The 24,573-nt window shown below is 63.9% G+C and carries 24 protein-coding genes; 4 read left to right on the top strand and 20 right to left on the bottom strand.

The window, feature by feature from the left end; all coding sequences use genetic code 11:
* The first annotated feature begins 6 nt into the window (after window positions 1–6).
* Window positions 7–759 carry a DUF2059 domain-containing protein gene (locus CAG00_RS11775; protein WP_003258544.1) on the top strand — a complete coding sequence of 251 codons (753 nt, stop codon included), beginning with the start codon at window positions 7–9 and terminating at the stop codon, window positions 757–759.
* Here the strand turns inward: CAG00_RS11775 and CAG00_RS11770 are convergent, their stop codons facing one another.
* Complete coding sequence (locus CAG00_RS11770) at window positions 760–1,686, bottom strand: alpha/beta hydrolase (RefSeq protein WP_085664322.1); 927 nt, start codon at window positions 1,684–1,686, stop codon at window positions 760–762.
* A 233-nt stretch (window positions 1,687–1,919) separates the two neighbouring features.
* On the opposite strand from CAG00_RS11770, the gene CAG00_RS11765 reads away from it, so the two are divergent.
* Complete coding sequence (locus tag CAG00_RS11765) at window positions 1,920–2,489, top strand: DUF6436 domain-containing protein (RefSeq protein ID WP_085664321.1); 570 nt, start codon at window positions 1,920–1,922, stop codon at window positions 2,487–2,489.
* Here CAG00_RS11765 and CAG00_RS11760 read toward each other — a convergent pair.
* Window positions 2,468–3,034: a sugar O-acetyltransferase gene (locus tag CAG00_RS11760; protein WP_025341014.1), complete on the bottom strand. Its 567-nt coding sequence runs from the start codon at window positions 3,032–3,034 to the stop codon at window positions 2,468–2,470. The genes CAG00_RS11765 and CAG00_RS11760 overlap by 22 nt on opposite strands.
* Window positions 3,035–3,120: 86 nt before the next feature.
* Here CAG00_RS11760 and CAG00_RS11755 point away from each other — a divergent pair, with 86 nt between their 5' ends.
* Both CAG00_RS11755 and CAG00_RS11750 read left to right on the top strand, forming a co-directional pair.
* Window positions 3,121–5,484, top strand: a complete 2,364-nt coding sequence (locus CAG00_RS11755; protein WP_085664320.1) for a penicillin acylase family protein — start codon at window positions 3,121–3,123, stop codon at window positions 5,482–5,484.
* A gap of 159 nt (window positions 5,485–5,643) precedes the next feature.
* Entirely contained in the window at window positions 5,644–6,462 is an 819-nt protein-coding gene (locus CAG00_RS11750) for an alpha/beta fold hydrolase (protein ID WP_085664352.1), read from the top strand.
* Between the two features lie 129 nt (window positions 6,463–6,591).
* On the opposite strand, the gene CAG00_RS11740 is transcribed toward CAG00_RS11750, so the two are convergent.
* The 18 genes from CAG00_RS11740 to CAG00_RS11655 all read right to left on the bottom strand — a co-directional run bounded on the left by CAG00_RS11740 (window position 6,592) and on the right by CAG00_RS11655 (window position 24,468).
* Window positions 6,592–7,464 carry a transporter substrate-binding domain-containing protein gene (locus tag CAG00_RS11740; RefSeq protein WP_085664319.1) on the bottom strand — a complete coding sequence of 291 codons (873 nt, stop codon included), beginning with the start codon at window positions 7,462–7,464 and terminating at the stop codon, window positions 6,592–6,594.
* Window positions 7,461–8,234, bottom strand: coding sequence for an amino acid ABC transporter ATP-binding protein (locus CAG00_RS11735; RefSeq protein WP_054573408.1), 774 nt, complete (start codon window positions 8,232–8,234; stop codon window positions 7,461–7,463). The genes CAG00_RS11740 and CAG00_RS11735 overlap by 4 nt, the downstream gene beginning before the upstream one ends.
* The gene (locus CAG00_RS11730; RefSeq protein ID WP_025341019.1) at window positions 8,231–8,890 is read right to left on the bottom strand and encodes an amino acid ABC transporter permease; all 660 of its coding nucleotides are present in this window, start codon (window positions 8,888–8,890) and stop codon (window positions 8,231–8,233) included. Before CAG00_RS11730 ends, CAG00_RS11735 begins: the two co-directional genes overlap by 4 nt.
* Window positions 8,871–9,536: an amino acid ABC transporter permease gene (locus CAG00_RS11725; RefSeq protein ID WP_085664351.1), complete on the bottom strand. Its 666-nt coding sequence runs from the start codon at window positions 9,534–9,536 to the stop codon at window positions 8,871–8,873. Before CAG00_RS11725 ends, CAG00_RS11730 begins: the two co-directional genes overlap by 20 nt.
* A 303-nt stretch (window positions 9,537–9,839) precedes the next feature.
* Window positions 9,840–10,625, bottom strand: a complete 786-nt coding sequence (locus tag CAG00_RS11720; protein ID WP_025341021.1) for a MetQ/NlpA family ABC transporter substrate-binding protein — start codon at window positions 10,623–10,625, stop codon at window positions 9,840–9,842.
* A 175-nt stretch (window positions 10,626–10,800) separates the two neighbouring features.
* Window positions 10,801–11,631, bottom strand: a complete 831-nt coding sequence (locus CAG00_RS11715) for a sigma 54-interacting transcriptional regulator (protein ID WP_025341022.1) — start codon at window positions 11,629–11,631, stop codon at window positions 10,801–10,803.
* A gap of 64 nt (window positions 11,632–11,695) precedes the next feature.
* Window positions 11,696–12,277 carry an alpha/beta hydrolase gene (locus CAG00_RS11710; protein ID WP_025341023.1) on the bottom strand — a complete coding sequence of 194 codons (582 nt, stop codon included), beginning with the start codon at window positions 12,275–12,277 and terminating at the stop codon, window positions 11,696–11,698.
* Between the two features lie 272 nt (window positions 12,278–12,549).
* Window positions 12,550–12,951 carry a biopolymer transporter ExbD gene (locus CAG00_RS11705; protein ID WP_025341024.1) on the bottom strand — a complete coding sequence of 134 codons (402 nt, stop codon included), beginning with the start codon at window positions 12,949–12,951 and terminating at the stop codon, window positions 12,550–12,552.
* Window position 12,952: 1 nt separating this feature from the next.
* Window positions 12,953–13,672 (bottom strand): MotA/TolQ/ExbB proton channel family protein, encoded by a 720-nt coding sequence (locus CAG00_RS11700; protein WP_085615853.1) that lies wholly within the window; start codon window positions 13,670–13,672, stop codon window positions 12,953–12,955.
* A gap of 30 nt (window positions 13,673–13,702) precedes the next feature.
* Window positions 13,703–14,494 (bottom strand): energy transducer TonB, encoded by a 792-nt coding sequence (locus CAG00_RS11695; protein WP_085664318.1) that lies wholly within the window; start codon window positions 14,492–14,494, stop codon window positions 13,703–13,705.
* Window positions 14,495–14,897: 403 nt separating this feature from the next.
* The gene (locus CAG00_RS11690; protein ID WP_013974693.1) at window positions 14,898–15,887 is read right to left on the bottom strand and encodes a sulfate/molybdate ABC transporter ATP-binding protein; all 990 of its coding nucleotides are present in this window, start codon (window positions 15,885–15,887) and stop codon (window positions 14,898–14,900) included.
* Window positions 15,888–15,890: 3 nt separating this feature from the next.
* Window positions 15,891–16,763, bottom strand: coding sequence for a sulfate ABC transporter permease subunit CysW (gene cysW / locus CAG00_RS11685; RefSeq protein ID WP_025341027.1), 873 nt, complete (start codon window positions 16,761–16,763; stop codon window positions 15,891–15,893).
* An 11-nt stretch (window positions 16,764–16,774) separates the two neighbouring features.
* Window positions 16,775–17,593, bottom strand: coding sequence for a sulfate ABC transporter permease subunit CysT (cysT, locus tag CAG00_RS11680; protein WP_025341028.1), 819 nt, complete (start codon window positions 17,591–17,593; stop codon window positions 16,775–16,777).
* Window positions 17,594–17,777: 184 nt separating this feature from the next.
* Window positions 17,778–18,785, bottom strand: coding sequence for a sulfate ABC transporter substrate-binding protein (locus CAG00_RS11675; protein ID WP_085664317.1), 1,008 nt, complete (start codon window positions 18,783–18,785; stop codon window positions 17,778–17,780).
* Between the two features lie 48 nt (window positions 18,786–18,833).
* Complete coding sequence (gene oscA, locus CAG00_RS11670) at window positions 18,834–19,016, bottom strand: sulfur starvation response protein OscA (RefSeq protein ID WP_003258557.1); 183 nt, start codon at window positions 19,014–19,016, stop codon at window positions 18,834–18,836.
* A gap of 249 nt (window positions 19,017–19,265) precedes the next feature.
* On the bottom strand, window positions 19,266–22,319 hold the full coding sequence (locus CAG00_RS11665) for an efflux RND transporter permease subunit (protein ID WP_085664316.1): 3,054 nt from the start codon (window positions 22,317–22,319) through the stop codon (window positions 19,266–19,268).
* Entirely contained in the window at window positions 22,316–23,383 is a 1,068-nt protein-coding gene (locus CAG00_RS11660) for an efflux RND transporter periplasmic adaptor subunit (RefSeq protein ID WP_085664315.1), read from the bottom strand. Before CAG00_RS11660 ends, CAG00_RS11665 begins: the two co-directional genes overlap by 4 nt.
* Window positions 23,380–24,468, bottom strand: a complete 1,089-nt coding sequence (locus CAG00_RS11655; protein ID WP_075046698.1) for an efflux RND transporter periplasmic adaptor subunit — start codon at window positions 24,466–24,468, stop codon at window positions 23,380–23,382. The genes CAG00_RS11660 and CAG00_RS11655 overlap by 4 nt, the downstream gene beginning before the upstream one ends.
* Window positions 24,469–24,573 lie beyond the last annotated feature (105 nt).

Below are 24,573 nucleotides of genomic sequence, written 5' to 3'. Positions count from 1 at the left end.
TCCTGAATGCGCCGTCTGTTTTCCCTGATTCTGCTGATGATCTGCACCGTGCCTGTCTGGGCAGACAACCTGGATCAACTGTACAAGGCCGCCGGCTGGCCCGACCAGCGCGCCCATTTCAATGATGCCCTGACCGCCGCCCAGGAACGCTACCGCAACAGTTTGCCACCCGCCGTGTACCAAGCGCTGGTAAACAACAGCAACCAGCGCTTCCAGGCCCAGGCGGTGGACCGTCGCGCCCAGGCACAGCTGCGCGCAACCTTGGCCAACCCGGCACCGGCGCTGGCCTTCTTCCGGTCGCCGCTGGGGCGCAAGGTGGTGGCTGCGGAGCTCAAGGCCACACGCAAGGACGAACTGGCCAGGAATGCCAAGGGCTTGCCAAAGATCCAGGCCAGCGATGACCGCCTGCTGATAATCGGCCACCTGGCCCAGGCCCTGCCGGCGCGCGAAGCCGGCGCCGAAGTGAGCCTGGCCATCGCCGGCGTGGCGGCCGACAGCCTCAGCTCGATGATCCCCGGCCTGTTCGGCGGCGGCCAGGCTCAGAACCTGCTCGACGGCCAGCGCCAGCGCCTGATGGGCCAGATCGGCGAAGACCTCAACAACACCCTGCTGTATGTCTATCGCGACCTGTCCGATGCCGAGCTGGAAGAGTTCGCCACCTTTGCCGAGTCGCCAGACGGCAAGGCTTACTACCAGGCCGCCCTGGCCGCCGTTCGCGCAGGCCTGGCGGTTGGCCAGAGCAGCAGCGACCTGAAGTGATCAGCCCAGGCGCTGGTCGATGAAGTCGAAGTAGCGCTGGCGAATGCCCGGCAGCTCGTTGGCCAGGTGGTGACGGGCCTCGGGCAGCATCAGAATCTGCGGTTCGGCGAACTTGGCCTTGAGTACTTCGAGGTTGTACGGCCAGTCCACTGTGCCATCCGCCTCTCCTTGCACGATCAACGGCCGCCGCGTGCTGCGCGGCGCGGCCTCGATGCGTTTGACCCAGGCAATCAAGGCGCCCACCCAGGCCGTTGGCAGGCGGCGCGGTTGCAGCGGGTCGGCTTCGAGGAACGGCAGGAAGGTCGGGTCATTGGTGTTCTCGCTGAAGCGCCGCTCGATGCCATTCACGAAGTGACGCAACACGTGATAGCTCAGCTTCGACCAGCGCCAGGCACAGGGCCGCACCAGCGGCGCCAACAGGATGACCTGACCATCGATGGGGCTGCGCGCGCCCTGGTACAACAGGTGGTCCACGGCGATGGCGCCACCGGTGCTTTGCCCGCAAAGGTGCCAGGGGCGCGGCAGTTGCAGCGTGCGCGCCTGTTCGAACAAAGCCTCCAGCACTTGCTGGTAAACCGCGAAATCACTGATGCTGGCCCGCTCGCCGCTGGACAGGCCATGGCCGGGCAGGTCGCAACTGATCACGGCGAAACCCTGTTTGAGCGCCCAATCGATCACATGCCGGTAGAGGCCCATATGGTCGTAATAGCCGTGCAGCAGGAACAGCGTCGCGCTCGGCTGCTCGGGTAGCCAGGCCTGCCCGACCAGCTCGAAGCCTGCGGCCTGGAAGCCGCCCAGCCAGCTGTGGGCCGACAGGTTCAGGCCATAGAAGCGCTGGTAGTCCTGCGCCTGCACCGACAACGGCTGGCGAACGGTCAACGGCGCCAGGCTGGTGCGCAGGAGGTCGGGGTGAAAGGCAGCGGGCATTGGGTACATCCACAGTGAAGCAAGTATTGATCTGGGATATTCAGCTCTGGCCCGCGCCATGGCAAGCTTGCTCACCATCGAACATCAACCACCGATCCCCTGTAGGAGCGGCCTTGTGTCGCGATAGGGCCGCACAGCGGCCCCGGCAATCTCAGCGTGGGGCACAAATCCTGGGGGCGCTTCGCACCCCATCGCGACGCAAGGCCGCTCCTACAGGGGGCCGCGGAACCTTCATGAAGACTCGGATCATCAAACCACTGTGCATGGCTCTCGTCCTCATCGTCGGCGCCATCATCCTCTGGCAGGCCTACACCACCTTCCAGGCCCGCTACCTGCGCCCGTTCGACAACCAGGCCACGCTGTTCGACGGCAGCCAGCTGCAGTTGCCCCCCGAGCTGGCCGGCCCCGGCCCGATCCGGGTAGTGCATTTCTGGGACCCGGCCTGCCCGTGCAACGTCGGCAACCAGCAGCACTTGGGCGACCTGGTCAACCAGTTCGCCAGCCAGGGCGTGACCTTCCACGTACTGCAAAAGCCCGACAGCCACGGCCAGCTGCCCGCCAACCTCACCGCCCTCAAGCCACTCGCCAGCGTGCCCGGCAGCGAACACCTGCCCGCCTCTCCGGCCGTGGCCATCTGGGACCGGCAAGGCCACCTGGCCTACTTCGGCCCCTACAGCGAAGGCGCCGTGTGCAATGCCAGCAACAGCTTCATCGAGCCGATCCTCAAAGCGCTACTCGACGGCCGCCAGGTGAGTGCCTCCAATACCCTGGCGGTGGGCTGCTACTGCCCCTGGGCCGGCTGACGCACCCGCGCAGGGTTGCCCACCACCACCGCGCCTGCCGGCACGTCACGGGTGACCACACTACCGGCACCCACCACGGCGTTATCGCCAATGGTCACCCCCGGCAGGATGATCGCCGCGCCGCCGATCCACACGTTGTTGCCGATGGTCACCGGCCGGCCACTCTCCAGCCCAGTGCGGCGCACCTCGGGGTCGAGCGGGTGGTCGGCGGTATAGATTTGCACGTTGGGGCCGATCTGGCAGTCATCACCAATATGCACCGGCAGCACATCGAGGATCACGCAGTTGAAATTCATGAAGGTGTTACGGCCGACGCTGATGTTGTAGCCATAGTCGCAATAGAACGGCGGGCGGATCACCGCGCCTTCACCGACTTGGCCAAAGTGCTCTACCAGGAGCCCATGACGTGCGTCGTTGAGCAATTCGACACTGCTGTTGTAGCGGTGCATCCAGTGCTTGTTGGCGATCTGCTCGGCCTGCAGCTCGGGGCAGCCAGCGTGATAGAGCTGGCCTGTAAGCATTTTCTGTTTTTCGCTGAGGGACATGGAAACTCCTTCCTGGGGCTATGCTCTGTTCGCGAATCCGCCGATCATCGGACCACATTTTTCGCTTGAACGCACAAGGAGCCTGCATGAAGCGCAGCCTGACCCTGTTGGCCGTGGTGGTTGCCGTGGCCGCCGGCGCCGGATACTGGTACGTGCAGGGCAAGCTGCCGCAACGCGAGGGCGAGGTGGCCATTGCCGGCCTGCAGGCGCCGGTCAGCGTGCGCTACGATGCCCGCGGCGTGCCGCACCTGCAGGCGCAGAGCGAGCCGGACCTGTACCGTGCCCTCGGTTACGTGCATGCCCAGGACCGGCTGTTCCAGATGGAGATCCTGCGCCGCCTGGCCCGGGGTGAGCTGGCCGAGGTGCTGGGCGACAAGCTGCTGCCCACCGACACCCTGTTCCGCAGCCTGCGCATACGCGAACAGGCAGCACTGATGGCCAAGCGTCAGGACCGGCAATCGCCCGCCTGGCAAGCCCTGCAAGCCTACCTCGACGGAGTGAACAGCTGGCAGGCCAGCCACCCCAAGCCCATGGAATTCGACCTGCTCGGCATTACCCCGCGCCCATTCAGCGCCGAAGACACCCTGAGCATCGCCGGCTACCTGGCCTACAGCTTTGCCGCCGCGTTTCGCACCGAGCCCGCGCTGACCTACATCCGCGACCAGCTGGGCCCTGAGTACCTGAACATCTTCGATCTCGCCTGGCAGCCCGAGGGCGCCTTGAGTACACCGCTAGCCGCTGCCGACTGGCAAAGCCTGGAGGCCCTCGCCCGCCTCAGCCATGACGCGCTGGGCGATGCGGGCATCCCGCAATTCGAGGGCAGCAACGCCTGGGCCGTGGCCGGCAGCCGCACCCGCAGCGGCAGGCCGCTGCTGGCCGGCGACCCGCACATCGGTTTTGCGGTGCCGGCGGTGTGGTACGAGGCCGAGCTGTCGGCGCCGGGCTTCAACCTGTATGGCTACTTCCAAGCGCTCAACCCGTTCGCCCTGCTCGGTCACAACCGCGACTTCGGCTGGAGCCTGACCATGTTCCAGAACGACGACGTCGACCTGATCGCCGAGCGCACCAACCCGGCCGACGCCAACCAGGTGATGGTCGATGGCAAATGGCAGGCGCTGGAAAAGACCGAGCAACAGATTGCCGTCAAAGGCGAAGCACCGGTCACCCTCAGCCTGCGCCGCTCGCCCCATGGCCCGATCGTCAACGACGTGCTGGGCGCCACTGCCGGGCCCACGCCAATCGCCATGTGGTGGGCGTTCCTGGAGACCGAAAACCCGATCATCGACGGCTTCTACCAGCTCAACCGCGCCGATACCCTGGGCAAGATGCGCGAGGCCGCGGCCAAGGTGCATGCGCCGGGGCTGAACCTGGTGTGGGCCAATGCCCGTGGCGATATCGGCTGGTGGGCGGCGGCGCAGTTGCCGATCCGTCCCGACGGCGTCGACCCCGCGTTCATCCTTGACGGTGCCAGTGCGCAGGCCGACAAGCTCGGCTTCTATCCCTTCAGCGTCAACCCGCAGCAGGAGAACCCGGCGCGCGGCTACATTGTCTCGGCCAACTACCAGCCTCCGGCCGCGGTGCCGATACCCGGTTACTACAACCTGCCGGACCGAGGCCGCCAGCTCGACCGCCACCTGGCCAACGCCGAGGTGAAGTGGGATACCCAAAACAGCCAGGCGCTGCAGCTGGACACTGCCAGCGACCATGGCCCGCGCACCCTTGCACCACTGCTGGCAACGCTGCGCGCAGTGGCCGAAGGTGACGAAGAGAAGGAACTGGTCGAGCAACTGGCAGCCTGGAGCGGCGACTACCCGCTCGACTCGACCAGTGCCACGCTGTTCAACCAGTTCCTCTACGAGCTGGCATTCGCGGCCCTGCATGACGAGCTGGGCGACACCTGGTTCCCGGTGCTGATCAGCACCCGCGCCATCGACGCAGCCCTGCCGCGCCTGGCGGCGGATGCCGATTCGCCGTGGTGGAACACCCGCGGAGCCAACCAGCGCACCGACCGTACCGCCGTGGTGCGCACGGCGTGGCAGAACAGCTTGAAGCACCTGCGGGAGACCTTGGGTAGTGACCCGGCCAGCTGGCAGTGGGGCAAGGCCCATACCCTGACCCACAACCACCCGCTGGGGGTTAAAAAGCCGCTGAACCTGCTGTTCAACGTCGGCCCATTCGCCGCACCGGGCACCCATGAAGTGCCGAACAACCTCTCGGCGAAGATCGGCCCGGCGCCATGGCCGGTGACCTATGGGCCGTCGACGCGGCGGCTGGTCGACTTTGCCGATGCCGGGCAGGCGCTGACCACCAACCCGGTCGGGCAGAGTGGCGTGCCGTTCGACAGGCATTTTGCGGATCAGGCCGAAGGGTATGTGCAGGGGCAGTACCAGAAGGCGCAGATGGGGGTGATTCCGGCGCAGAGTACCTTGCGTCTGGTGCCAGCACCGTAGGGGCTGCCTTGCAGCCCATCGCGACACAAGGCCGCTCCTACAGGGGACCGCGCAACTCAAGGCGAATCCTTGTAGGAGCGGCCTTGTGTCGCGATGGGCCGCAAAGCGGCCCCCGACAATTTCGAATTCCCTACAACACTTCCAGCCGAGACCCACTGCATGCAAAGACACTTCATCGAAATCGACGGCGCCCGCATGAGCTACATCGATCAGGGCCAGGGTTTCCCGGTCCTGCTCGGCCACAGCTACCTGTGGTCCGCCGAGATGTGGCAGCCACAAATCGAAGCCTTGTCAGCACACTTCCGCGTCATCGTCCCCGAGCTGTGGGGCCACGGCGGCTCCGATGCTCCGCCTGCCACGACCATCGACATGGGCGCCCTGGCCCGCCAGCATCTGGCACTGCTGGACGCTCTGGACATTGGCAAATGCCATTTGGTCGGCCTGTCGGTCGGCGGCATGTGGGGCGCGCAACTGGCCCTGGAACACCCCGAGCGGGTAGACCGCCTGGTGCTGATGGACACTTACCTCGGCGCCGAGCCGGAGGCGACCCGGCTCAAGTACTTCGGCCTGCTCGACGCCGCCAGTGCTGCGGGGCTGTTCCCGGAGCCATTGTTGGATATCGTCGTGCCGATCTTCTTCCATGCAGGCGGGCAGACTGTGCCGGAAGTGCGCGAAGGCTTCCGCGCAGCATTGAAGGCGAGCAGCGCCGAGGTGATTCGGCACAGTTTCGATCCGATGGGGCGGGTGATCTTTGGCCGGCCAGACCTGTTGTCGCGGCTGGGAGAACTGGCCAGTGAGCGGACCATCGTTGTCTGCGGCGACCAGGACATTCCGCGGCCGCCGGAAGAGTCCAATGAAATGGCGCGGATCATTGGCTGCCTGGCAGCGCAGATTCCGTTTGCGGGGCATATCTCCAGCCTGGAGAATCCGCGGGTAGTAAATGAGTTCCTGTTGAATTGGCTGCCGCGTAACCAGTGAGATTGCCGGGGCTGCTTTGCAGCCCTTGTGGGAGCGGGTTCACCCGCGAAGCAGGCAACGCGGTGTATGGCACCGGCTTCGCCGGTGTTCGCGGGTGAACCCGCTCCCACAACGGCCTCATTTACCCGACTAACCCTGCCACTTGCCCCCTTCCACAATCACGCTTTCCGGCTTGGTGTCATCGCTCAGTTCCTTGCGCACATACTGGTCATACAGCTTCAGCAGAAACTTCTCCTCCCCCAGCTTGGCCAGCTCGGCATTCACCCAGTCACGCAGCTCGGTGTTGCCCTTCTTAACCGCCGGTGCAATCGGTGCCTCGTCACCCAGCAGCTCAGGCAGCACGCGGTACCCCGGGTTCTGCTTGGCCCAGCTGAACAGAATCAGGTTGTCCTGCGCATAGGCATCGCCACGCCCGGTGGCCAGCGCCTGCAGCGACTCGCTGTTCTTCTCGAACTTGAGCAGTTTCCAGTCCGGGTGGTTCTTGGTCAGCCAGATATCAGCGGTAGTGCCGGTGGTGACGATGATGGTCTTGTCGGCCAGGTCGTCGAGCTTCTGCACCGGGCTGCCATCCGCGACGATGGCCTGCACGGCAACGCGCAGGTTGGGGTTGGTGAAGTCCACCGCTTCCTTGCGCTCCGGGGTCACGGTCATGTTGGCGAGGATCAGGTCGACCTTGTCGCTCTGCAGGAACGGGATACGGCTGGCCGGCTCCACGGCAACGAACTCGACCTTGTTTTCATCACCCAGCAGGTCCTTGGCCAGGCGCCGGCCGATATCGGTGTCAAAGCCCACGTAGCGGCCCTGCTCATCGACGAAACCGAACGGTGGCTTGTCGGTGAACACCCCGACAATCAGCTTGTCGCGGGCCTTGATGGTTTCCAGGTAGCTGGTGGCCGGCGAGGCCGCCGCGGGCTTGGGTGGTTCTTCAGCCTTGTTGCAGCCGGCCAGCAAGGCCAGGCCGAACAACGGCGCCAGCAGTTTGGTGAAGTTGGCAGTTTTCATGACAGTTCCTTGTGCAGTGTCTTCGGCAGGCTTTCTACGAAGGAGAATTTCTCCAGGAACTGCTGCGCGCGTGCGGTCCGCGGTCGTGTGAAGAAGCTCTCGGGGTCGCCCTGTTCAAGGATCCTGCCGGCCTCCATGAACACGATGCGGTCGGCCACCGCGCGAGCGAAGGCCATTTCGTGGGTAACGATGAGCAAGGTCATGCCGTCGCGGGCCAGGCCCTGGATCACCTGCAGCACCTCCTTGACCATTTCCGGGTCGAGGGCTGCGGTAACCTCGTCGAACAGCATCACCTCGGGGTTCATGCACAGCGAACGCACGATGGCGATGCGCTGTTGCTGGCCCCCGGACAACTGCCGGGGAAAGGCGTCGCGCTTGTCCAGCAGGCCGACCCGCGCCAGCAGCGCCTCGGCCTGGGCCTGGGCTTCGGCGCGCTCGCGCCTTTGTACCTTGAGCGGGCCAAGCAGCAGGTTGTCGATCACGCTCATGTGGCCGAACAGGTGATAGCTCTGGAACACCATGCCGACCCGCTGGCGGATCTCGCGCCAATCGGTGCGCGGGTCGAGCAGCTCCTGCCCGGCCAGGCGCAGGTGGCCGCCGTGGGCCTGCTCCAGGCCGTTGAGGCAGCGCAGCAGCGTGCTTTTGCCACAACCGCTGGGGCCGAGGATGACTACCACCTCGCCGGCCGCCACCTGGAGGTCGACGTCCTTGAGCACCTGGTGCTCGCCAAAGAACTTGTTGAAACCCTGGAATTCGATCAATGCGCTCATGAGTGGGCCCAGCGGCGTTCCAGCACGCGTGAAGCGGCGGACAGCGGATAGCAGACGATGAAGAAGAACAGGAACAAGGCGCCGTAGATCAGCACCGACTCGTAGGTGCGTTCGATGATCTGCTGGCCGGCCTTGATTACCTCGACCACGCCGATCAGCACCGCCAGCGAGCTGGTCTTGATGATCCGCGTGTAGATATTGATGGTCGGCGGGGTCATGCGCTTGAGCGCCTGTGGCAACAGCACGTAGCCATACAGCTGCCAGCCGGCCAGGCCGATCGACAACCCCGCCTCGCGCTGGCCGCGCGGCAGCGAGCGCAACGCGCCACGCACCACCTCGCCCACCTCGCTGGCGCCCCACAGGCCCAGCACCAGCACCGCGCACCAGAAGCTGGGGATGCTCAAGGCCAGGAAGATCGGCAGGCCGAAGAACACCAGGTACAGCCAGACCAGCACGGGGATGGCACGGAACAGCTCCAGGTACACCTGCAAGGCAATGTTCAGGGCCCGGTTGCCCAAGGTTGCCAGCACGCCATAAAGCACACCGCCCAGCGTCGCGAAGAGGATGCCCAGTGCAGAGATGGCCAGGGTCTGCGCCGCGCCGCCAGCCAGCTGCGGCAATGCCTGCAGCAGCAGTTCAGACGCCGAACTGGCCATGTTGCAGCCTCCTTTCGACATAGCGCAGCAGCAACGACAGCGGCAGGAACAGCAGCACACAGAGCAGGGTCAGCACGGTGAGCATTTCATAGGTCTTGTAGTACAGCGCGATGTAGTTCTTGGTGGTGTAGAGAATTTCCGGCACGGCCACCGCCGACACCACGGTGGTTTCCTTGAGCAGGAAGATGAAGTTGGCGAACAGTGCCGGCAGGCTGAGGATGCCGGCCTGGGGCAGCACCACATGACGCAGCAGCTGGCCTTCGGACAGGCCGATGGAGCGCCCGGACTCCAGCTGGGCACGGGGCACGGCCTCGATGCCGGCACGCAGCACCTCGGTGAGATAGGCACCGCCCATGAAGGTCATGGTGATGATCGCTGCGGCAAAGCCGGAAATCTTCAGGCCCAGGCTGGGCAAGGCGAAGTAGACGAAAAACAGCTGGATCAGCAGCGGCGTGTTGCGGGCCAGCTCCACGTAGGTTTTTACCAGGCGCCACAGGTACGGGGTGCGTAATACCAGCAGTGTGGCGTTGACCAGGGCGACCAGCAGCGAGGTGGCGATGGCGATCAGGCCGACCTGCAGGGTCACGCCCACGGCCTTGAGGAAGGCGGGCAGCGTGCCGAGGATGAATGCGGTGTCGAGGGTCATGGTGAAGCAGGTCTGCAGGGTGCGCGTGGGCACGATAGCTAGACTCTAATGATCTAAAAACTTTTTGATAAATACCTTTGTAGCATATGCATATCACTGAGAGTTCCGCGCTGGATGCATGTATTGACGGCACACGCAGGTCCTTGTGGGAGCGGGTTTACCCGCGAAGCAGACAACGCGGTGGATGGCACGGGCTTCGCCCGTGTTCGCGGGTAAACCCGCTCCCACAGGTAACTATGCCCACAAACAAAAACGCCGACACAAGGGTGTCGGCGTTGGGTCATGCAAGGTAATGCAAGCGCATCAGAACGCCGGCAGCACCGCACCCTGGTATTTCTTGGCGATGAATTCCTTCACTTCCGGGCTGGTCAGGGCCTTGGCCAGTTTCTGGATGGCTTCGCTGTCCTTGTTGTCCGGGCGAGCGACCAGGAAGTTCACGTATGGCGAGTCGCTGCCTTCGATTACCAGCGCGTCCTTGGCCGGGTTCAGGCCGGCTTCCAGGGCGTAGTTGGTGTTGATCATGTCCAGGTCGACCTGGTCCAGCACACGCGGCAGCATGGCCGACTCAAGCTCGCGGAACTTCAGCTTCTTCGGGTTCTCGGCAATGTCCTTGGGGGTGGCCAGGGCGTTCTTCGGGTCCTTCAGGGTGATCAGGCCAGCCTTCTGCAACAGCAGCAGGGCTCGGCCGCTGTTGCTGCCCTCGTTAGGGATGGCAACGGTAGCGCCTTCTTTCAGTTCGCTCAGGCTCTTGACCTTTTTCGAGTAACCACCGAAGGGTTCGACGTGCACGCCGATCACGGTATCCAGGTGGGTGCCCTTGCCTTCGTTGAAGTTCTGCAGGTACGGCAGGGTCTGGAAGTAGTTGGCGTCCAGGCGCTTCTGGTCAACCTGCACGTTCGGCTGCACGTAATCGGTGAAGACCTTGATCTGCAGGTCCACACCTTCCTTGGCCAGGGTCGGCTTGATCAGCTCGAGGATTTCGGCGTGCGGTACCGGGGTGGCGGCAACCACCAGTTTCTCGGCGGCGGCAGCCAGGCCGGCAAACGACAGGGCAGCAGCCAGGGCAGTGGTCAGCAGGGTCTTCTTCATGGTGGTCCTTGTTCTGGTTCTGGGCCATCGACGATGGCGAATCGGGTGCCCAACCGGTTCACCAGCGGGCGTGAGGCGGACAATACCCAGATTTTTTATTCCGTAACAATATCTTTTATTTAGCTTCTTATTCCAAAAACAAACTGCCATCAGCCACTTTGCTTATGAGCGATGTCTAGCGCGCGGGGTTTGGCAGGTCGAGGTCTTCAGCCAGGATCTCTTCGCCGTCATTCACCAGCAAGGCGAAGTGGATGACGTTCTCCAGTTCACGGGTGTTGCCGGGCCAGGGGTGTGCTTCCAGCACCTGCTGCGCCGCCTCGCTCACCAGCGGCACAGGCCGTTGCAGGCGCACGCTGTAGATGCCCACGAAGTACTCGGCCAACGGCAGGATATCGCCCGGCCGCTCGCGCAGTGGCGGCAGCTCCAGCGCCCCCTCGCGCAGGTATTGATACAGGCGCTCGTTGAAGCGCCCCGCGCGCACCACCCGCGCTAGGTCGATACTGGTAGCGGCCACAAGGCGCACGTCCACCGGTTGCGGCTGCTGCGCGCCCACCCGGGTAACCTCGCGGTTTTCCAGGGCGGCCAGCAGCTTGCCCTGGATGGCCAGCGGCAAGTCGGCGATCTCGTCCAGGTACAACGTGCCGCCGTTGGCCGAGCCGAACCAGCCGGCACGGCTGCTGGCTGTGCCGCCCTGGCTGCCGGCACTGTAGCCGAACAGCTCGGCATCGGCGTAGGTGGGGCTGATGGCAGCGCAGTTGACCGACACGAACAACCCGCTGCGGTCACTGGCACGGTGGATCTGCCGAGCCAGCAGTTCCTTGCCGGTACCGGTTTCGCCACGGATCAGCACTGGCAAGGGTTGTGGCGCCAGGTGCTCGAGCTCCTCGCGCAGCTGCTGCGAACGTGGGTCGATGAACACCAGCGCCTTGGCGCGGATGCTCAACGGGCTCTTGTCCAGCTCAGGGAAGGTCAGCAACGGCTGGCCAAAAGGGTTTTGAAAAGTCATGACAAACTCCCGCCCCAGGCCTTCAATGGCCGGGCGTCAGGCAAACGGTAAACAGTAAGGGCGATCAGGCGCGGCGCAGTGCGCGCTGCTCGACCCGGCTCTGCAAGCGATACAAGTAGGCGAAACCCTGTTCCCAGCGCTCATGGCCGGACTTGACGTTGATGTGCCCGGCGTTGGTCAGCAGCCCTGCTTCGGCGCCCCAGACCTGGGCCAGGTACAGCGCCCTTGGCACGCTTACGGCCGGGTCGTTGTCCGAGCTGACCACCTGGCTGGGGAATGGCAGTGCTTCGGTCGGGATCGGCGCGAAGTTGCGCAGAGCCGGCGCGCAGGTTGGCCGCTCCACGTCAGCGGGCGCCACCAGCAGCGCGCCACGTACCCGCCGCAGCAGGGCCGGGCTGGCTTGCGCGGCCCAATGAGCGACGGTTATGCAGCCCAGGCTATGGGCAATCAGAATCACCGGCGAGCGCTCGGCGGCAATCGCCTGCTCCAGTGCCTGCACCCAGTCCTTACGTTGCGGGGTAAGCCAGTCGTGCTGCTCGACCCGGGCACTGTTGGGCAGGGTGCGCTGCCAGTGACTTTGCCAATGGTTGTCTGGCGATCCTTGCCAGCCCGGCACAATCAGGTAACGAATCGACTCATTGCGCATGGGGACGCCTCCAGTGAGTTTGCGTGCTTGGAGACAAGTATAGGGAGGGAGTTATATCAGTAAAGGAATAAGAAGCTATTTATTAATAACCAAAATGCAATCCTTGTGGGAGCGGGTTTACCCGCGAATGCGTCGGTGATGCCTACATCGCATTCGCGGGTGAACCCGCTCCCACAGGGGGCATTGATAGCCATGAAATCCGGCAAAAAAAAGGGCCATCCCCTGCCAAGAGATATGGCCCCTAAGCACTTGCCTGAAGAAAGTTGACGGGTTCAGCGCGCGGTAATCACCGCCAGCTTGCTGATCCCCGCACGTTCGATAGCCGCCATGGCCCGCGCCACTTCGCCGTAGTTCACGCCGTCATCGGCCTGCAGCTGTACGCGCACGTCCACGTCCTTGTCCTTGGCGGCCTTGAGGCTGGTTTCCAGCAGGTCGGGCTGGATCTCGTCCTTGTTGATGAACAACTTGCCGTCACCGTCGATGCTGACCACCAGCGGGTCCTTCTGCTCCACCGGGGCCACGGCCTCGGTCTTGGGCAGGTTGATGGGGATGGCATTGGTCAGCAGCGGCGCGGTGACGATGAACACCACCAGCAGCACCAGCATGACGTCCACCAACGGCGTGACGTTGATTTCACTGAGGACTTCGTCGCTGTCCTGGGTCGAAAATGCCATGTCAGGACGCCTCCTTCACCGGTTGGGTGAAACCGGCCTGGGGCCTGTGCACGGCCGGGTGCACCAGCACGCGGAAGGCACTCTTCTGCGCCAGGCTGTAGAAGTCGTGGGCGAAGTCATCGAGGTCGGCCGCGGTGAGCTTGAGGCGGCGCAGGAAGTAGTTGTAGACCAGCACCGCCGGCACCGCGACGGCGATACCCACGCCGGTGGCCACCAGTGCCGCGCCAATCGGCCCGGCCACGGTTTCCAGGCTGGCGGAACCGGCCGCGCTGATGCCCTTGAGTGCTTCCATGATGCCCCAGACGGTGCCGAACAGGCCGATGAAGGGCGAGGTACTGCCAATACTGGCGACCACCGCCAGGCCGGTTTCCAGCGAACGGCGCTCACGCACGATCTGCTGGCGCAGGGCACGCTCCAGGCGGTCCTGGTGGTTGATGGCGTGGCTCAGGTCATTGGCCTGGCTGTCACCGACGGCGATGGCGGCATAACCGGCCTGGGCAACACGGGCGGCAGGGCCAGGCAGGTCGTGGCTGGGCTCGGCAGCCGAGTCCAGGCTCGAGGCGGCCCAGAATTGCTGGTGGAAGCGTTTGTCCTGGTTCTTCAGCCGCACGAACTGCACGACCTTGACCAGGGCCAGGGCCCAGGTGGCGACAGAAAAACCGACCAGCAGCCAGATGACTGCGCTTTCAACGGATTCGAGGGGGGATGCCAGCAGGCTCATGATGATGTCTTCCTGTGTTCTGCGAAAAAGTTAGCGAAGCTTGAAATCGATCGGCACGCTGACCCAGCCGGTCTGGGCCACGTCGCCCTGCTTGGCAGGCACGAAACTCCAGCGCTTGACCGCGGCCAGTGCGGCAGCGTCGAGGGCATCACGGCCGCTGCTCTTCTGGATCTGGATCTGCCCGGGCTTGCCGCTGGGCAGCACCTCGACGCGCAGCAGCACGGTGCCTTCCCAACCGCGGCGCTGGGCCATCTGCGGGTACTCCGGCGCCGGGTTCTTCAGGTACGCCGCGTTGGCCGATGCCGGGGTGACCTGGGCCGGCGCGGGTGGCGCTGGCGGTGCCGGAGCGGCCACAGGCGCTGGCGGCGGCGCTTCGACCGGCTTGGGCTGCGGTTTGGGCTGTTGCTTGACCACCGGCTTGGGCACGGGCTTTGGCTTGGGTTTGGGCTTGGCGGCCAGCTCGTCGACCACCGGCGGCGGTGGCGGCTGGACCACCGGCGGTGCCGGGGCTGGTGGCGGTGGCTCGACCACAGGCGGTGCTGGCGCGGCGAACTCGATGGTCATCGGCGGTACTTGCGGTGGCACCACCGGCAGCTCGGGCGTTGGTGCCTGGCTGACCCAGTACGCTGCTGCGCCATGCAGGGCCAGCACCAGCAGGCCCAACACCAGCTTGTCGCGGCGCTTGAGCCCGCTGACGGGCGTGCGTTGCAGGCGCAGCTGGCCAAGCGGGAGGCGAAGCGTGCGTCCAAGGTCGACCAGGTCGCCCGGTGCCGGGCGCCATGGCTGGTCGTAGGCCCTGACGGCCGACTGGACATTACCCATTGATCAAACTCCTGGGGTCTCGATTCAGGTGTGTGGCTGAATCATCGCGGCCAGGGGCTTATCTCTTAAAGTAATGTTTAAAATTATGGTTAGAACTTTACTGAATATAGTTTTCCAGGGATTGTGGCAAAGCCGCGGAATTCGCGGGCTGTGGCCGGGCGGGTTTTCAATCATGCATTGCCGGCATGTGAAATATTCGCGTAAGGCATGAGATTGCCGCGAGGGCTGCGCCCTCGATCGCGACGCAAGGCCGCTCCTACACGGACCGCGCAAGCCCCAGGCATTACGCGATCCCCTGTAGGAGCGGCCTTGTGTCGCGATGGGCTGCAAAGCAGCCCCGGCAATCCATCAGGCATAAAAAAGCCCAGGACCAACCCCGGGCTTTTTCATCACCAAAGGCGACTCAGATATCCGCCACCTTCTGCCAAACCTTCGGCCGGAAGAACAATGTCTCTCCCCGCGCCAACCCGGTCAGGCTGTCATGGTCCTTGACCACCTCTGCCTCGATCAGCTCGCTCTGCCCTTCCACCTTCAAGGTCACCCGCGTGGTCGCGCCCAGCGGCCGGATATCCCGCACCTCTGCCGCATGGTGCCCTTCGGTCTCGTGCCGCGACAGCGACACTTCGTGCGGGCGGAACAGCACATGATGCCCTTCGCTCAGGGCCAGGCGGTTGGAATCACCGAGGAAGTGGTAGACGAAATCGTTGGCCGGGTGCTCGTACACCTCGCCCGGCGAGCCGATCTGCTCGATCACGCCTTTGTTCATCACCACGATGCGGTCGGCCACCTCCATGGCTTCTTCCTGGTCGTGGGTGACGAACACCGACGTCAGGTTGATATCCTCGTGCAGGCGCGCCAGCCAGCGGCGCAGCTCCTTGCGCACCTTGGCATCCAGCGCACCGAAAGGCTCGTCCAGCAACAGCACCTTGGGCTCCACCGCCAGCGCACGGGCCAGGGCGATACGCTGGCGCTGGCCACCGGACAACTGCTCGGGGTAGCGGTCGGACAGCCAGTCCAGCTGCACCATGTTCAGCAGTTCATGCACCTTCTCGGCAATCTTGCTCTCGCTCGGGCGCTCGCCCTTGGGCTTCATGCGCAGGCCGAAGGCGACGTTGTCGAACACACTCATGTGGCGGAACAACGCGTAGTGCTGGAACACGAAACCGACGTTGCGGTCGCGCACGTCATGGCCGGACACGTCCTCGCCATGGAACACGATATTGCCCTGGTCGGGGGTTTCCAGGCCGGCGATGATGCGCAGCAACGTGGTCTTGCCGCAGCCGGACGGGCCGAGCAGGGCCACCAGCTCGCCGCTGTTGATGTCCAGGTTGATGTTGTCCAGGGCCTGGAAGCTGTTGAAGCGCTTGCTGACGTTACGAACTTCGATCGACATGAATCATTCCTCCGCGGCGCTGTGGCGCAGGCGGTTAATACGGTTCTCGCTCCACTGCTTGAGCAGCAGGATGAAGAGCGCCAGGATCAGCAGCAGGCTGGCCACGCTGAAGGCCGCGACGTGGTTGTACTCGTTGTAGAGGATCTCCACGTGCAGCGGCAAGGTATTGGTCACGCCGCGAATGTGGCCGGACACCACCGACACCGCGCCAAACTCGCCCATCGCCCGCGCAGTGCACAGCACCACGCCGTAGATCAGGCCCCATTTGATGTTCGGCAGGGTCACGTGCCAGAACATCTGCCAGCCATTGGCGCCGAGCAGGCGCGCGGCCTCCTCTTCCTGCGTGCCCTGCTCCTGCATCAGCGGGATCAGCTCACGGGCCACGAACGGTACGGTGACGAAGATGGTGGCCAGGACGATGCCCGGCAGGGCGAACACGATCTGGATATCGTGGTCCTGCAGCCACGGCCCGAACAGGCCTTGCGCACCGAACATCAGCACGTAGACCAGGCCGGCGATCACCGGCGATACCGAGAACGGCAGGTCAATCAGGGTGACCAGGATACTCTTGCCACGGAAGGTGTACTTGCTCACGCACCAGGCGGCGCTGACGCCGAACACCAGGTTCAGCGGTACCGAAATGACCACGGCGAGCAGGGTCAGCTTCAGCGCCGACAACGCGTCAGGCTCGAAGATCGCTTCGAAGAAGGTGCCAAAGCCGTTCTTCAGCGCCTGCGATACCACGATCACCAGTGGCAGCAGCAGGAACAGCGCGAACACCAGCCAGCCAAGGCCGATCAGAATACGCCGCGAAGTGGCGCTGCCCCGGCGGGCGGCGTTGGCGGCGGCGGTTGCATTCAGGGATGAACTGGACATGCCGGCCTCCTTCAAGGGGTTTCGATGCGGCGCTGCAGCAGGTTGATCAGCAGCAGCAGGATGAAGGAAACCACCAGCATGAGCACGCCGATGGAGGTCGCGCCGGTGTAGTCGTACTGGTCGAGCTTGACCATGATCAGCAGCGGCAGGATTTCGGTCTTCATCGGCATGTTGCCGGCAATGAAGATCACCGAACCATACTCGCCCACGCCGCGGGCGAAGGCCAGGGCAAAGCCTGTCAGCCAGGCAGGCAGCAGCGCTGGCGCCAGCACATGGCGGAACACCTGCAGCGGCTTGGCGCCCAGGCAGGCGGCGGCCTCCTCCACTTCACGCGGAATGTCGGCCAGTACCGGCTGCACCGTACGCACCACGAACGGCAGGGTGACGAAGGTCAGCGCCAGGGTGATGCCCAGCGGGGTGTAGGCGATCTTGAAACCCAGGTCGGTGGCGAACTGACCGACCCAGCCCGAAGGCGCGTACAGGGCGGTCAGGGCGATACCGGCTACGGCCGTGGGCAGGGCGAACGGCAGGTCGATCATCGCATCGATGATCTTGCGCCCGGGGAAGGTGTAGCGCACCAGCACCCAGGCCAGCAGGGTGCCGATCACTCCATTGATGATGGCGGCGAACAGGGCGGTGCCGAAACTCAGCTTGAGCGCGGCGATCACCCGCGGCGCACTGATGACGTTCCAGAACTGCTCCCAGGTAAGCTGTGCGGCATGCACGAACATGGCGGCCAGCGGTATCAGCACGATCAGGCTGAGGTACACCAAGGTGTAGCCCAGCGTCAGCCCGAAGCCGGGTATGACGGGGGAAATGCGGCGTGACATAAATATCCCTGGTTGAACGCACTTGGCCCGGGAACGATCCCGGGCTGGTGCTAGCTTCTGAAATCCTGGGGCTGCTTTGCAGCCCATCGCGACGCAAGGCCGCTCCTACAGGGGTGCGCGTACCTCTGTAGGAGCGGCCTTGTGTCGCGATGGGCCGCAGCGCGGCCCCGCTTTTCCTTGGCCCTTACTGTGCCTGATAGATCTGGTCGAACACACCGCCATCATTGAAGAATTTAGGTTGTGCAGTCTTCCAGCCACCAAAGTCCTTGTCTATGGTCACCAGGTCCAGTTTTGGGAACTGCTTGCCGAACTCGGCTGCGACCTTCTCGTCACGCGGGCGGTAGAAGTTCTCGGCGGCGATCTTCTGCCCGGCCGGGCTGTACAGGTGCTTGAGGTATTCGCTGGCAATCTCGGTATTGCCCTTCTTCTCGGCGTTCTTGTCCACCACCGCCACCGGCGGCTCGGCGAGGATCGACAGCGACGGCACGACGATCTCGAACTTGTCGGCGCCACCGTCTTCCTTCAGTGCCAGGAAGGCTTCGTTTTCCCAGGCCAGCAGCACATCGCCCTGGCCGTTATTGACGAAGGTGATGGTCGAGCCACGAGCGCCGGTATCCAGCACCGGTACGTGCTTGAACAACTCCTGCACATACTCCTTGGCCTTAGCTTCGCTACCGCCGGCCTTCAGGCCATAGGCCCAGGCAGCCAGGAAGTTCCAACGGGCGCCGCCGGAGGTTTTCGGGTTGGGGGTGATGACCGACACGTCCTTCTTGATCAGGTCGCCCCAGTCCTTGATGCCTTTCGGGTTGCCCTTGCGCACCAGGAACACGATGGTCGAGGTGTACGGGGTGCTGGCATCCGGCAGGCGGGTCTGCCAGTTTTCTGGCAGGGTCTTGCCAAGCTTGGCGACTTCATCGATGTCGCCGGCCAGGGCCAGGGTCACCACGTCGGCACGCAGGCCATCGATCACCGCACGGGCCTGCTTGCCCGAACCGCCGTGGGATTGCTGGATCTTCACCTTGTCGCCCGGGTGGGCCTGCTGCCAGTGCTTGATGAACTCGGCGTTGTACTGCTGGTACAGCTCGCGGGTCGGGTCGTAGGACACGTTCAGCAGTTCGTAGTCCTTGGCGATGGCGGAACCGGCAAAAACAGCACTGGCCAGGGCGGCGAGCGCATAACGGCGGATGGACATGGTGAAGCTCCCGATTGGCATTTTTCTAGTTTTGAATGTGTGGTGCGATCAGCCGGTCTTGTTGCCGGGCTGCTGCAGGCGGAACTTCTCCTTGCGCTCGATCTGCACGACCTGAGCGTTGTGCACGGTAATCTCCACCGCACCGAATCGCAGGTCGCGCAGAGCGCTCTGGATTTCACGCAGAATGGTGGCTTCGTCCTGACCGTCGATGCTACGCAGAGATGCACTCATGCTCGTTCTCCTTGGAGTGAGGGTGCCGGGCTGAGGTTTGAAGGGGATTTGCGCCTGGCTTGAGGGCAATAGTAGTGAGGCTGGGTTATTCTTAAAAATACTGTTTAAGAATGTTTATATAACCAAAAACAAAAGACAATTTCGAAGGCGACGGAAGGCCCTGTGGGAGCGGGTTCACCCGCGAATGCGGCGGTGGTTCCACCATCGCATTCGCGGGTAAACCCGCTCACACAGGATCCGTGCAGGGCTTCAGCTGTGTTTCTGTGGCTCGCGGATCTTGTACCAGGCCACATACAAGGCCGGCAGGAACAGCAGCGTCAGCAGGGTCGCCACGATGATCCCGCCAATCATGGCGTAGGCCATCGGCCCCCAGAACACCTCGCGGGCAATCGGGATCATGCCCAGGCTCGCCGCCGCCGCGGTCAGCAGAATCGGCCGGCGCCGGTGGTTGGTGGCCTCCACCACCGCATCCCACGGCGACAAGCCCTGGGCCTCGAACTCGTCGATCTGGGTCACCAGGATCACCGAGTTACGAATGATGATGCCCGCCAGCGCGAGAATGCCGAGAATCGCCACGAAGCCCATGGGCGTACCTGTGGGCACCAGCGCAATGATCACGCCAATCAGCCCCAGCGGCGCCACGCTGACCACCAGGAACAGCTTCTGCACGCTGTGCAGCTGGATCATCAGGAACGTCGCCATCAGGAACAGCATCAGCGGGATGACCTTGCGGATCGGCCCCTGCGCCTTGGCGCTCTCCTCCACCGTACCGCCGGTGGCCACTTCGAAGCCGACCGGCAACTTGCTGGCGAACTCGTCGATCTTCGGCTTCAGCTGGGCCACCAGGTCGGTGGGCTGGATGTCGCCGTTGACCGAGGCCTTGATGGTGATGGTCGGCTTGCGGTCACGGCGCCACACCAGCGGCTGCTCCAGCTCGTAGCGCACGGTGGCGAACGCAAGCAGCGGGATCGAGGTGCCGTTGGGCGTCAGTATCTGCAGGTTCTGCAGGGTATCGGGCGAGCCACGCTCGCTGTCCTCGGCACGGGCGACCACGTCGACCAGGTAGATGTTGTCGTTGACCTGGGTGATCTGCACGCCGCTGACGATGCTGTTCATCACATTGGCCACGTCCTCCGACGACAGGCCCAGCTGGCGCGCCTTGTCCTGGGCGATTTCCACGCGCAGCACCTTACCCGGCTCGTTCCAGTCGTAGATCATCTCGCCGATGTGCTCGTTCTGGTCGAGCAAGGTGGCCAGCTCGATGGCGTGCTTGCGTACCTGGTCGATATTGGCGCCGCTGACCCGATACTGGATCGGCCGGCCCACTGGCGGGCCCATTTCCAGCGATTGCACGTTGGTGCCGACGCCAACGAACTCTTCATGCAGGATCTTCTGCAGGCGGTCCATCATGGCCTGGCGTTCTTCGAAGCCCTTGCTGACGATGACCAGCTGCGCGTAGTACGGGTTCTGCAACTGCTGGTCGAGGGGCAGGTAGAAGCGGATCGCGCCTTGGCCGATGTAGGTACTCCAGTGCACCAGGTCCGGGTCGTCCTTGATCCGCGCCTCGAAGCGGTCGACCACCTTGCGCGTCTCTTCGATCGAGGCGTTTTGCGGCAGGTTGAGGTCGACGAGGATTTCCGGGCGGTCCGAGGACGGGAAGAACTGGTTCTGCACGAAACGCTCGCAGAATATCGCCAGGGCGAACAGCACCACGGTGCCGATGATGGTCAGCCAGCGGTTGCGCATGCACCACAACAAACCATGCTCGAAGACCCGGCCGACACGGCCAGGCTCGGCTTCGTGGGGCTTGAGCTTGGCGCTGCTGAGAATGTGCACGCCGAGCACCGGGGCGAAGAACACCGCTACCACCCACGACACCATCAGCGCCACGGCAATTACCGCAAACAGCGTGTAGGTGTACTCGCCCGCCGAACTGGCGTTGAGGCCGATCGGCACGAAGCCGGCCACTGTCACCAGGGTGCCGGTGAGCATGGGGAAGGCTGTGGAGGTATAGGCAAAAGTCGCCGCCTGCTCCTTGCTCTCGCCCATCTCCAGCCGTGTGACCATCACCTCCACGGTGATCATCGCATCGTCCACCAGCAGGCCCAGGGCGATGATCAGCGCCCCCAGCGAAATCCGCTGCATGGTGATGCCGCTGTATTCCATGAACACGAACACCATGGCCAGCACCAGCGGGATCGAGCAGGCCACCACCAGCCCGGCACGCACGCCGAGGCTGACGAAGCTCACCGCCAGCACGATCACCACCGCCTCGAACAGCGCACTGGTGAAGCCGCCGACCGCTTGCTTGACCACCACCGCCTGGTCGGAAACAGTGTGCACCCCGACGCCCACCGGCAGATCCTCGATCACCTTGTCCATGCGCTTTTTCAGCGCCGCGCCGAACACCTGGATATTGCCGCCGGCCTTCATGCCGATGGCCAGGCCCAACGCCGTCTGGCCGTTGTAGCGGAACATCGGCGAAGGAGGGTCGACGTAACCGCGCTCGATATCGGCGATGTCGGCCAGGCGGAAGAAGCGGTCGTTGATCTTCAGGTTGACGGTTTGCAGGTCTTTTTCCGAGGTGAACTGCCCGGAGGTACGCACCGAGATACGTTCCGGCCCGGCCTCGATCACACCGGCAGGGGTCACGGCGTTTTGCGATTGCAGGGCCTGCATGACCTGGCGCTGATCGATGCCCAGGGCTGCCAGCTTGCGGGTGGAGAAGTTCAGGTAAAGCACTTCGTCCTGGGTGCCGATCAGCTCGATCTTGCCGATGTTGGGCACATCGCGCACTTCGGCCCGCGCCTGTTCCACATAGTCGCGCAACTGGCGCAGGGTCAGGCCGTCGGCGGTGAAGGCATAGATCGAACCGAACACATCGCCGAATTCATCGTTGAACCCGGGCCCCTGGATGCCCGCAGGGAATTCACCGCGAATGTCCTGGATCTTCTTGCGCACCTGATACCAGATTTCCGGGATGTCCTTGGCCTTGGTGGTATCGCGCAGGTACACGTAGACCGTGGATTCGCCGGGGCGGGTGTAGCTTTTGGTGTAGTCGAGGGAGTCGAGTTCCTCGAGCTTCTTCTCGATACGGTCGGTGACCTGGTACAGGGTTTCGTCCTGGGTCGCGCCGGGCCAGCGGGTCTGGATGACCATGGTCTTGATGGTGAACGACGGGTCTTCCTCACGGCCCAGGTTGAAGTAGGAGAAGATCCCCATCAGCAGGCCAACGAACATCAGGTACCAGACGAACGATTGATGCTTGAGTGCCCAGTCGGACAGGTTGAAGCTTCCTTTCATTGCGCATCCTCGTCGAAGGTGACCTTCTGGCCGGGCTTGAGGCTGTTCACGCCCGCAGTCACCACCCGCTCGCCGGGCTGTACGCCCGAACTCAGGACGACGCTGTCGGCGGTGCGGCCGATCAGGGCCACGTCACGAGTGGCCACGGTCTTCTGCTGCGTATCGATCACCCATACCTGGGTCTTGCCGTCGCGCTCGAGCAAGGCACTCAAGGGCAGTTCGCTGCGCGGCGACACCTCCGAACTCAGGGTCACGCTGATGGCGGTGCCCAGGTGGAAGGCCGCCGGGGTGCTGGCCAGGGTCAGGCGCGCGCGGCGGGTGCGAGTGGTGGCGTCGGCCTGGGGTTCCAGTTCCCGCAGGCTGGCGGTGGTGTTGATGGTCGGGTCCAGCTGCGAAGCAACGGTGAAGGTCAGGCCTTTGCTCAACTGCTCGGCCAGGCCGATCGGCAGGTCGATCACCGCTTCCTTCACATCCGGCCTGGCCAGGGTTACCACGGCCTGGCCGGCGGTGACGGTTTGCCCGGCTTCGGCCTGCCAGGCAGTGATTACCGCGGCGTGGTCGGTGCGCAGGGTGCTGTAGTCGAGCTGGTCACGCGCCTGGCTGAGCGCAGAGCGCGCCTGCTCCAACGCCGCGCTGGTGGTCTTCAGGTTGGTCTGGGCGATATCCAGCTGGGCCTGGGCGCCTACGCCACGGTCGTATAGCTGTTGCTGGCGGCGGGCATCGGCCTGGGCGTTGATCCACTGCGCCTGCACCTTGGCCAGGTCGCCTTCGGCAGCGCGCAACTGGTTCTGCTGGTCAGTCGGGTCGAGGGTGGCCAGAGTGTCACCCGGTTTCACCTGGGCGCCCACATCCAGCCAGCGCCGGGCGATACGCCCGGATACCCGGAAGCCCAAGGTGCTTTCGAAACGTGCCTGGATACTGCCGGCGAAACGGCCCAGCTGCGACTGCACCTGGGGTTCGACCTTGACCGACAGTACCGGCCGAATCGGCTCCGGCACTTCATCCTCGCTACTGCAGCCGGCCAATAGCAGGCCGGCCGACAGCATCAGCAGCAGGCGCTTCATAGCTCACCCCCGTTGCCCTTGGCATCGATCTTCAGCACCTGCATGCCGGGGTGCAGCAACTGCCCGCCATTGACCACCACGGTCTCGCCGCCTTTCAGGCCACTGGCGACCACGATCCTGCCGGTGAGGTAACGGCTGACCTCGACCTTGCGCAGCTCTACCTTGTCACCCTCGCCCACCACCCAGACGGCGGGCTCATGCAGGGCCTTGGTCAGTGCCGACCATGGCAGCTCGATACTTGGTCGGCCCTGGGCATTGGTGGTGGCCGTCACCGGTGCACCCAGTTGCATCCCTGGCGGCACATCCCTCAGCCCGACCTTGACCTGTACCGTGCCGCTTTGCGCGGACACCGTGGGGGTGATTTCGCGCACGAAGCCACGGGCCTGGACCTTGGGATCGTCCAGCAGGCTGACGATCACGCCGGCATCGCTGGGCGGAGCCACCAGCAGCGATTCGTAGACATTGAACACGGCATCACGGTCGCCATCGGTGGCCAGGCTGAAGATTGGCATGGTCGCTTGAACCACCTGGCCGACCTCGGCCTGGCGCTCGGTAATGACCCCATCGGCCTCGGAGACCAACGCGGTATAGCTCAGTTGTTCGTTGGCGTTGGCCAATTGCGCCTGTGCGGCCTTGAGCGCGCTCTGGTTGCTACGCAGCGCGGCTTCGGCGGAATCGTATTCGCTCTGGCTGGTGTAGCCCTTGGGCAACAGCTTTTGCTGGCGTACGAAGGCAGCGCTGGTCTGGGTGACCCGCGCCTGCGCGGCGAACACCTCGGCCTTGGCCGAGTCGACATTGTTCTGCAGGTCTTTCGGGTCCAGCCGCGCCAACACCTGGTTGGCCTTTACGTGGTCGCCGACATCGACACTGCGCGAAATGATCTTGCCGCCCACACGAAACGACAGGTCGGTCTGCACCCGCGCCTGCACATCGCCAGTCAGGGTGACCCTGGCAGCGAAATCGGTGGGTGATACCTGTTGCACGCCTACGCGTGGCAGTGTTTCGGTGGTTTCTTCCTTACTACAGCCCGACAGCAGGGACACAAGCCCCAGGCAGACGACCAACAGCGGACGTATCAACGTCATGCAGGCTCCTTGCTTGCGCGCAAATGATTCGTGGGATGCGACTGTCAGCGTAGTTCAGGGTTCGATAAACGGCACTGACCGCGATCAAGCTGGCATTTTCGGCGC

Source organism: Pseudomonas sp. B5(2017), from assembly GCF_002112825.1.
Lineage (GTDB): Bacteria > Pseudomonadota > Gammaproteobacteria > Pseudomonadales > Pseudomonadaceae > Aquipseudomonas > Aquipseudomonas putida_Z.
This window is presented reverse-complemented; position numbering and strand designations above follow the sequence as displayed.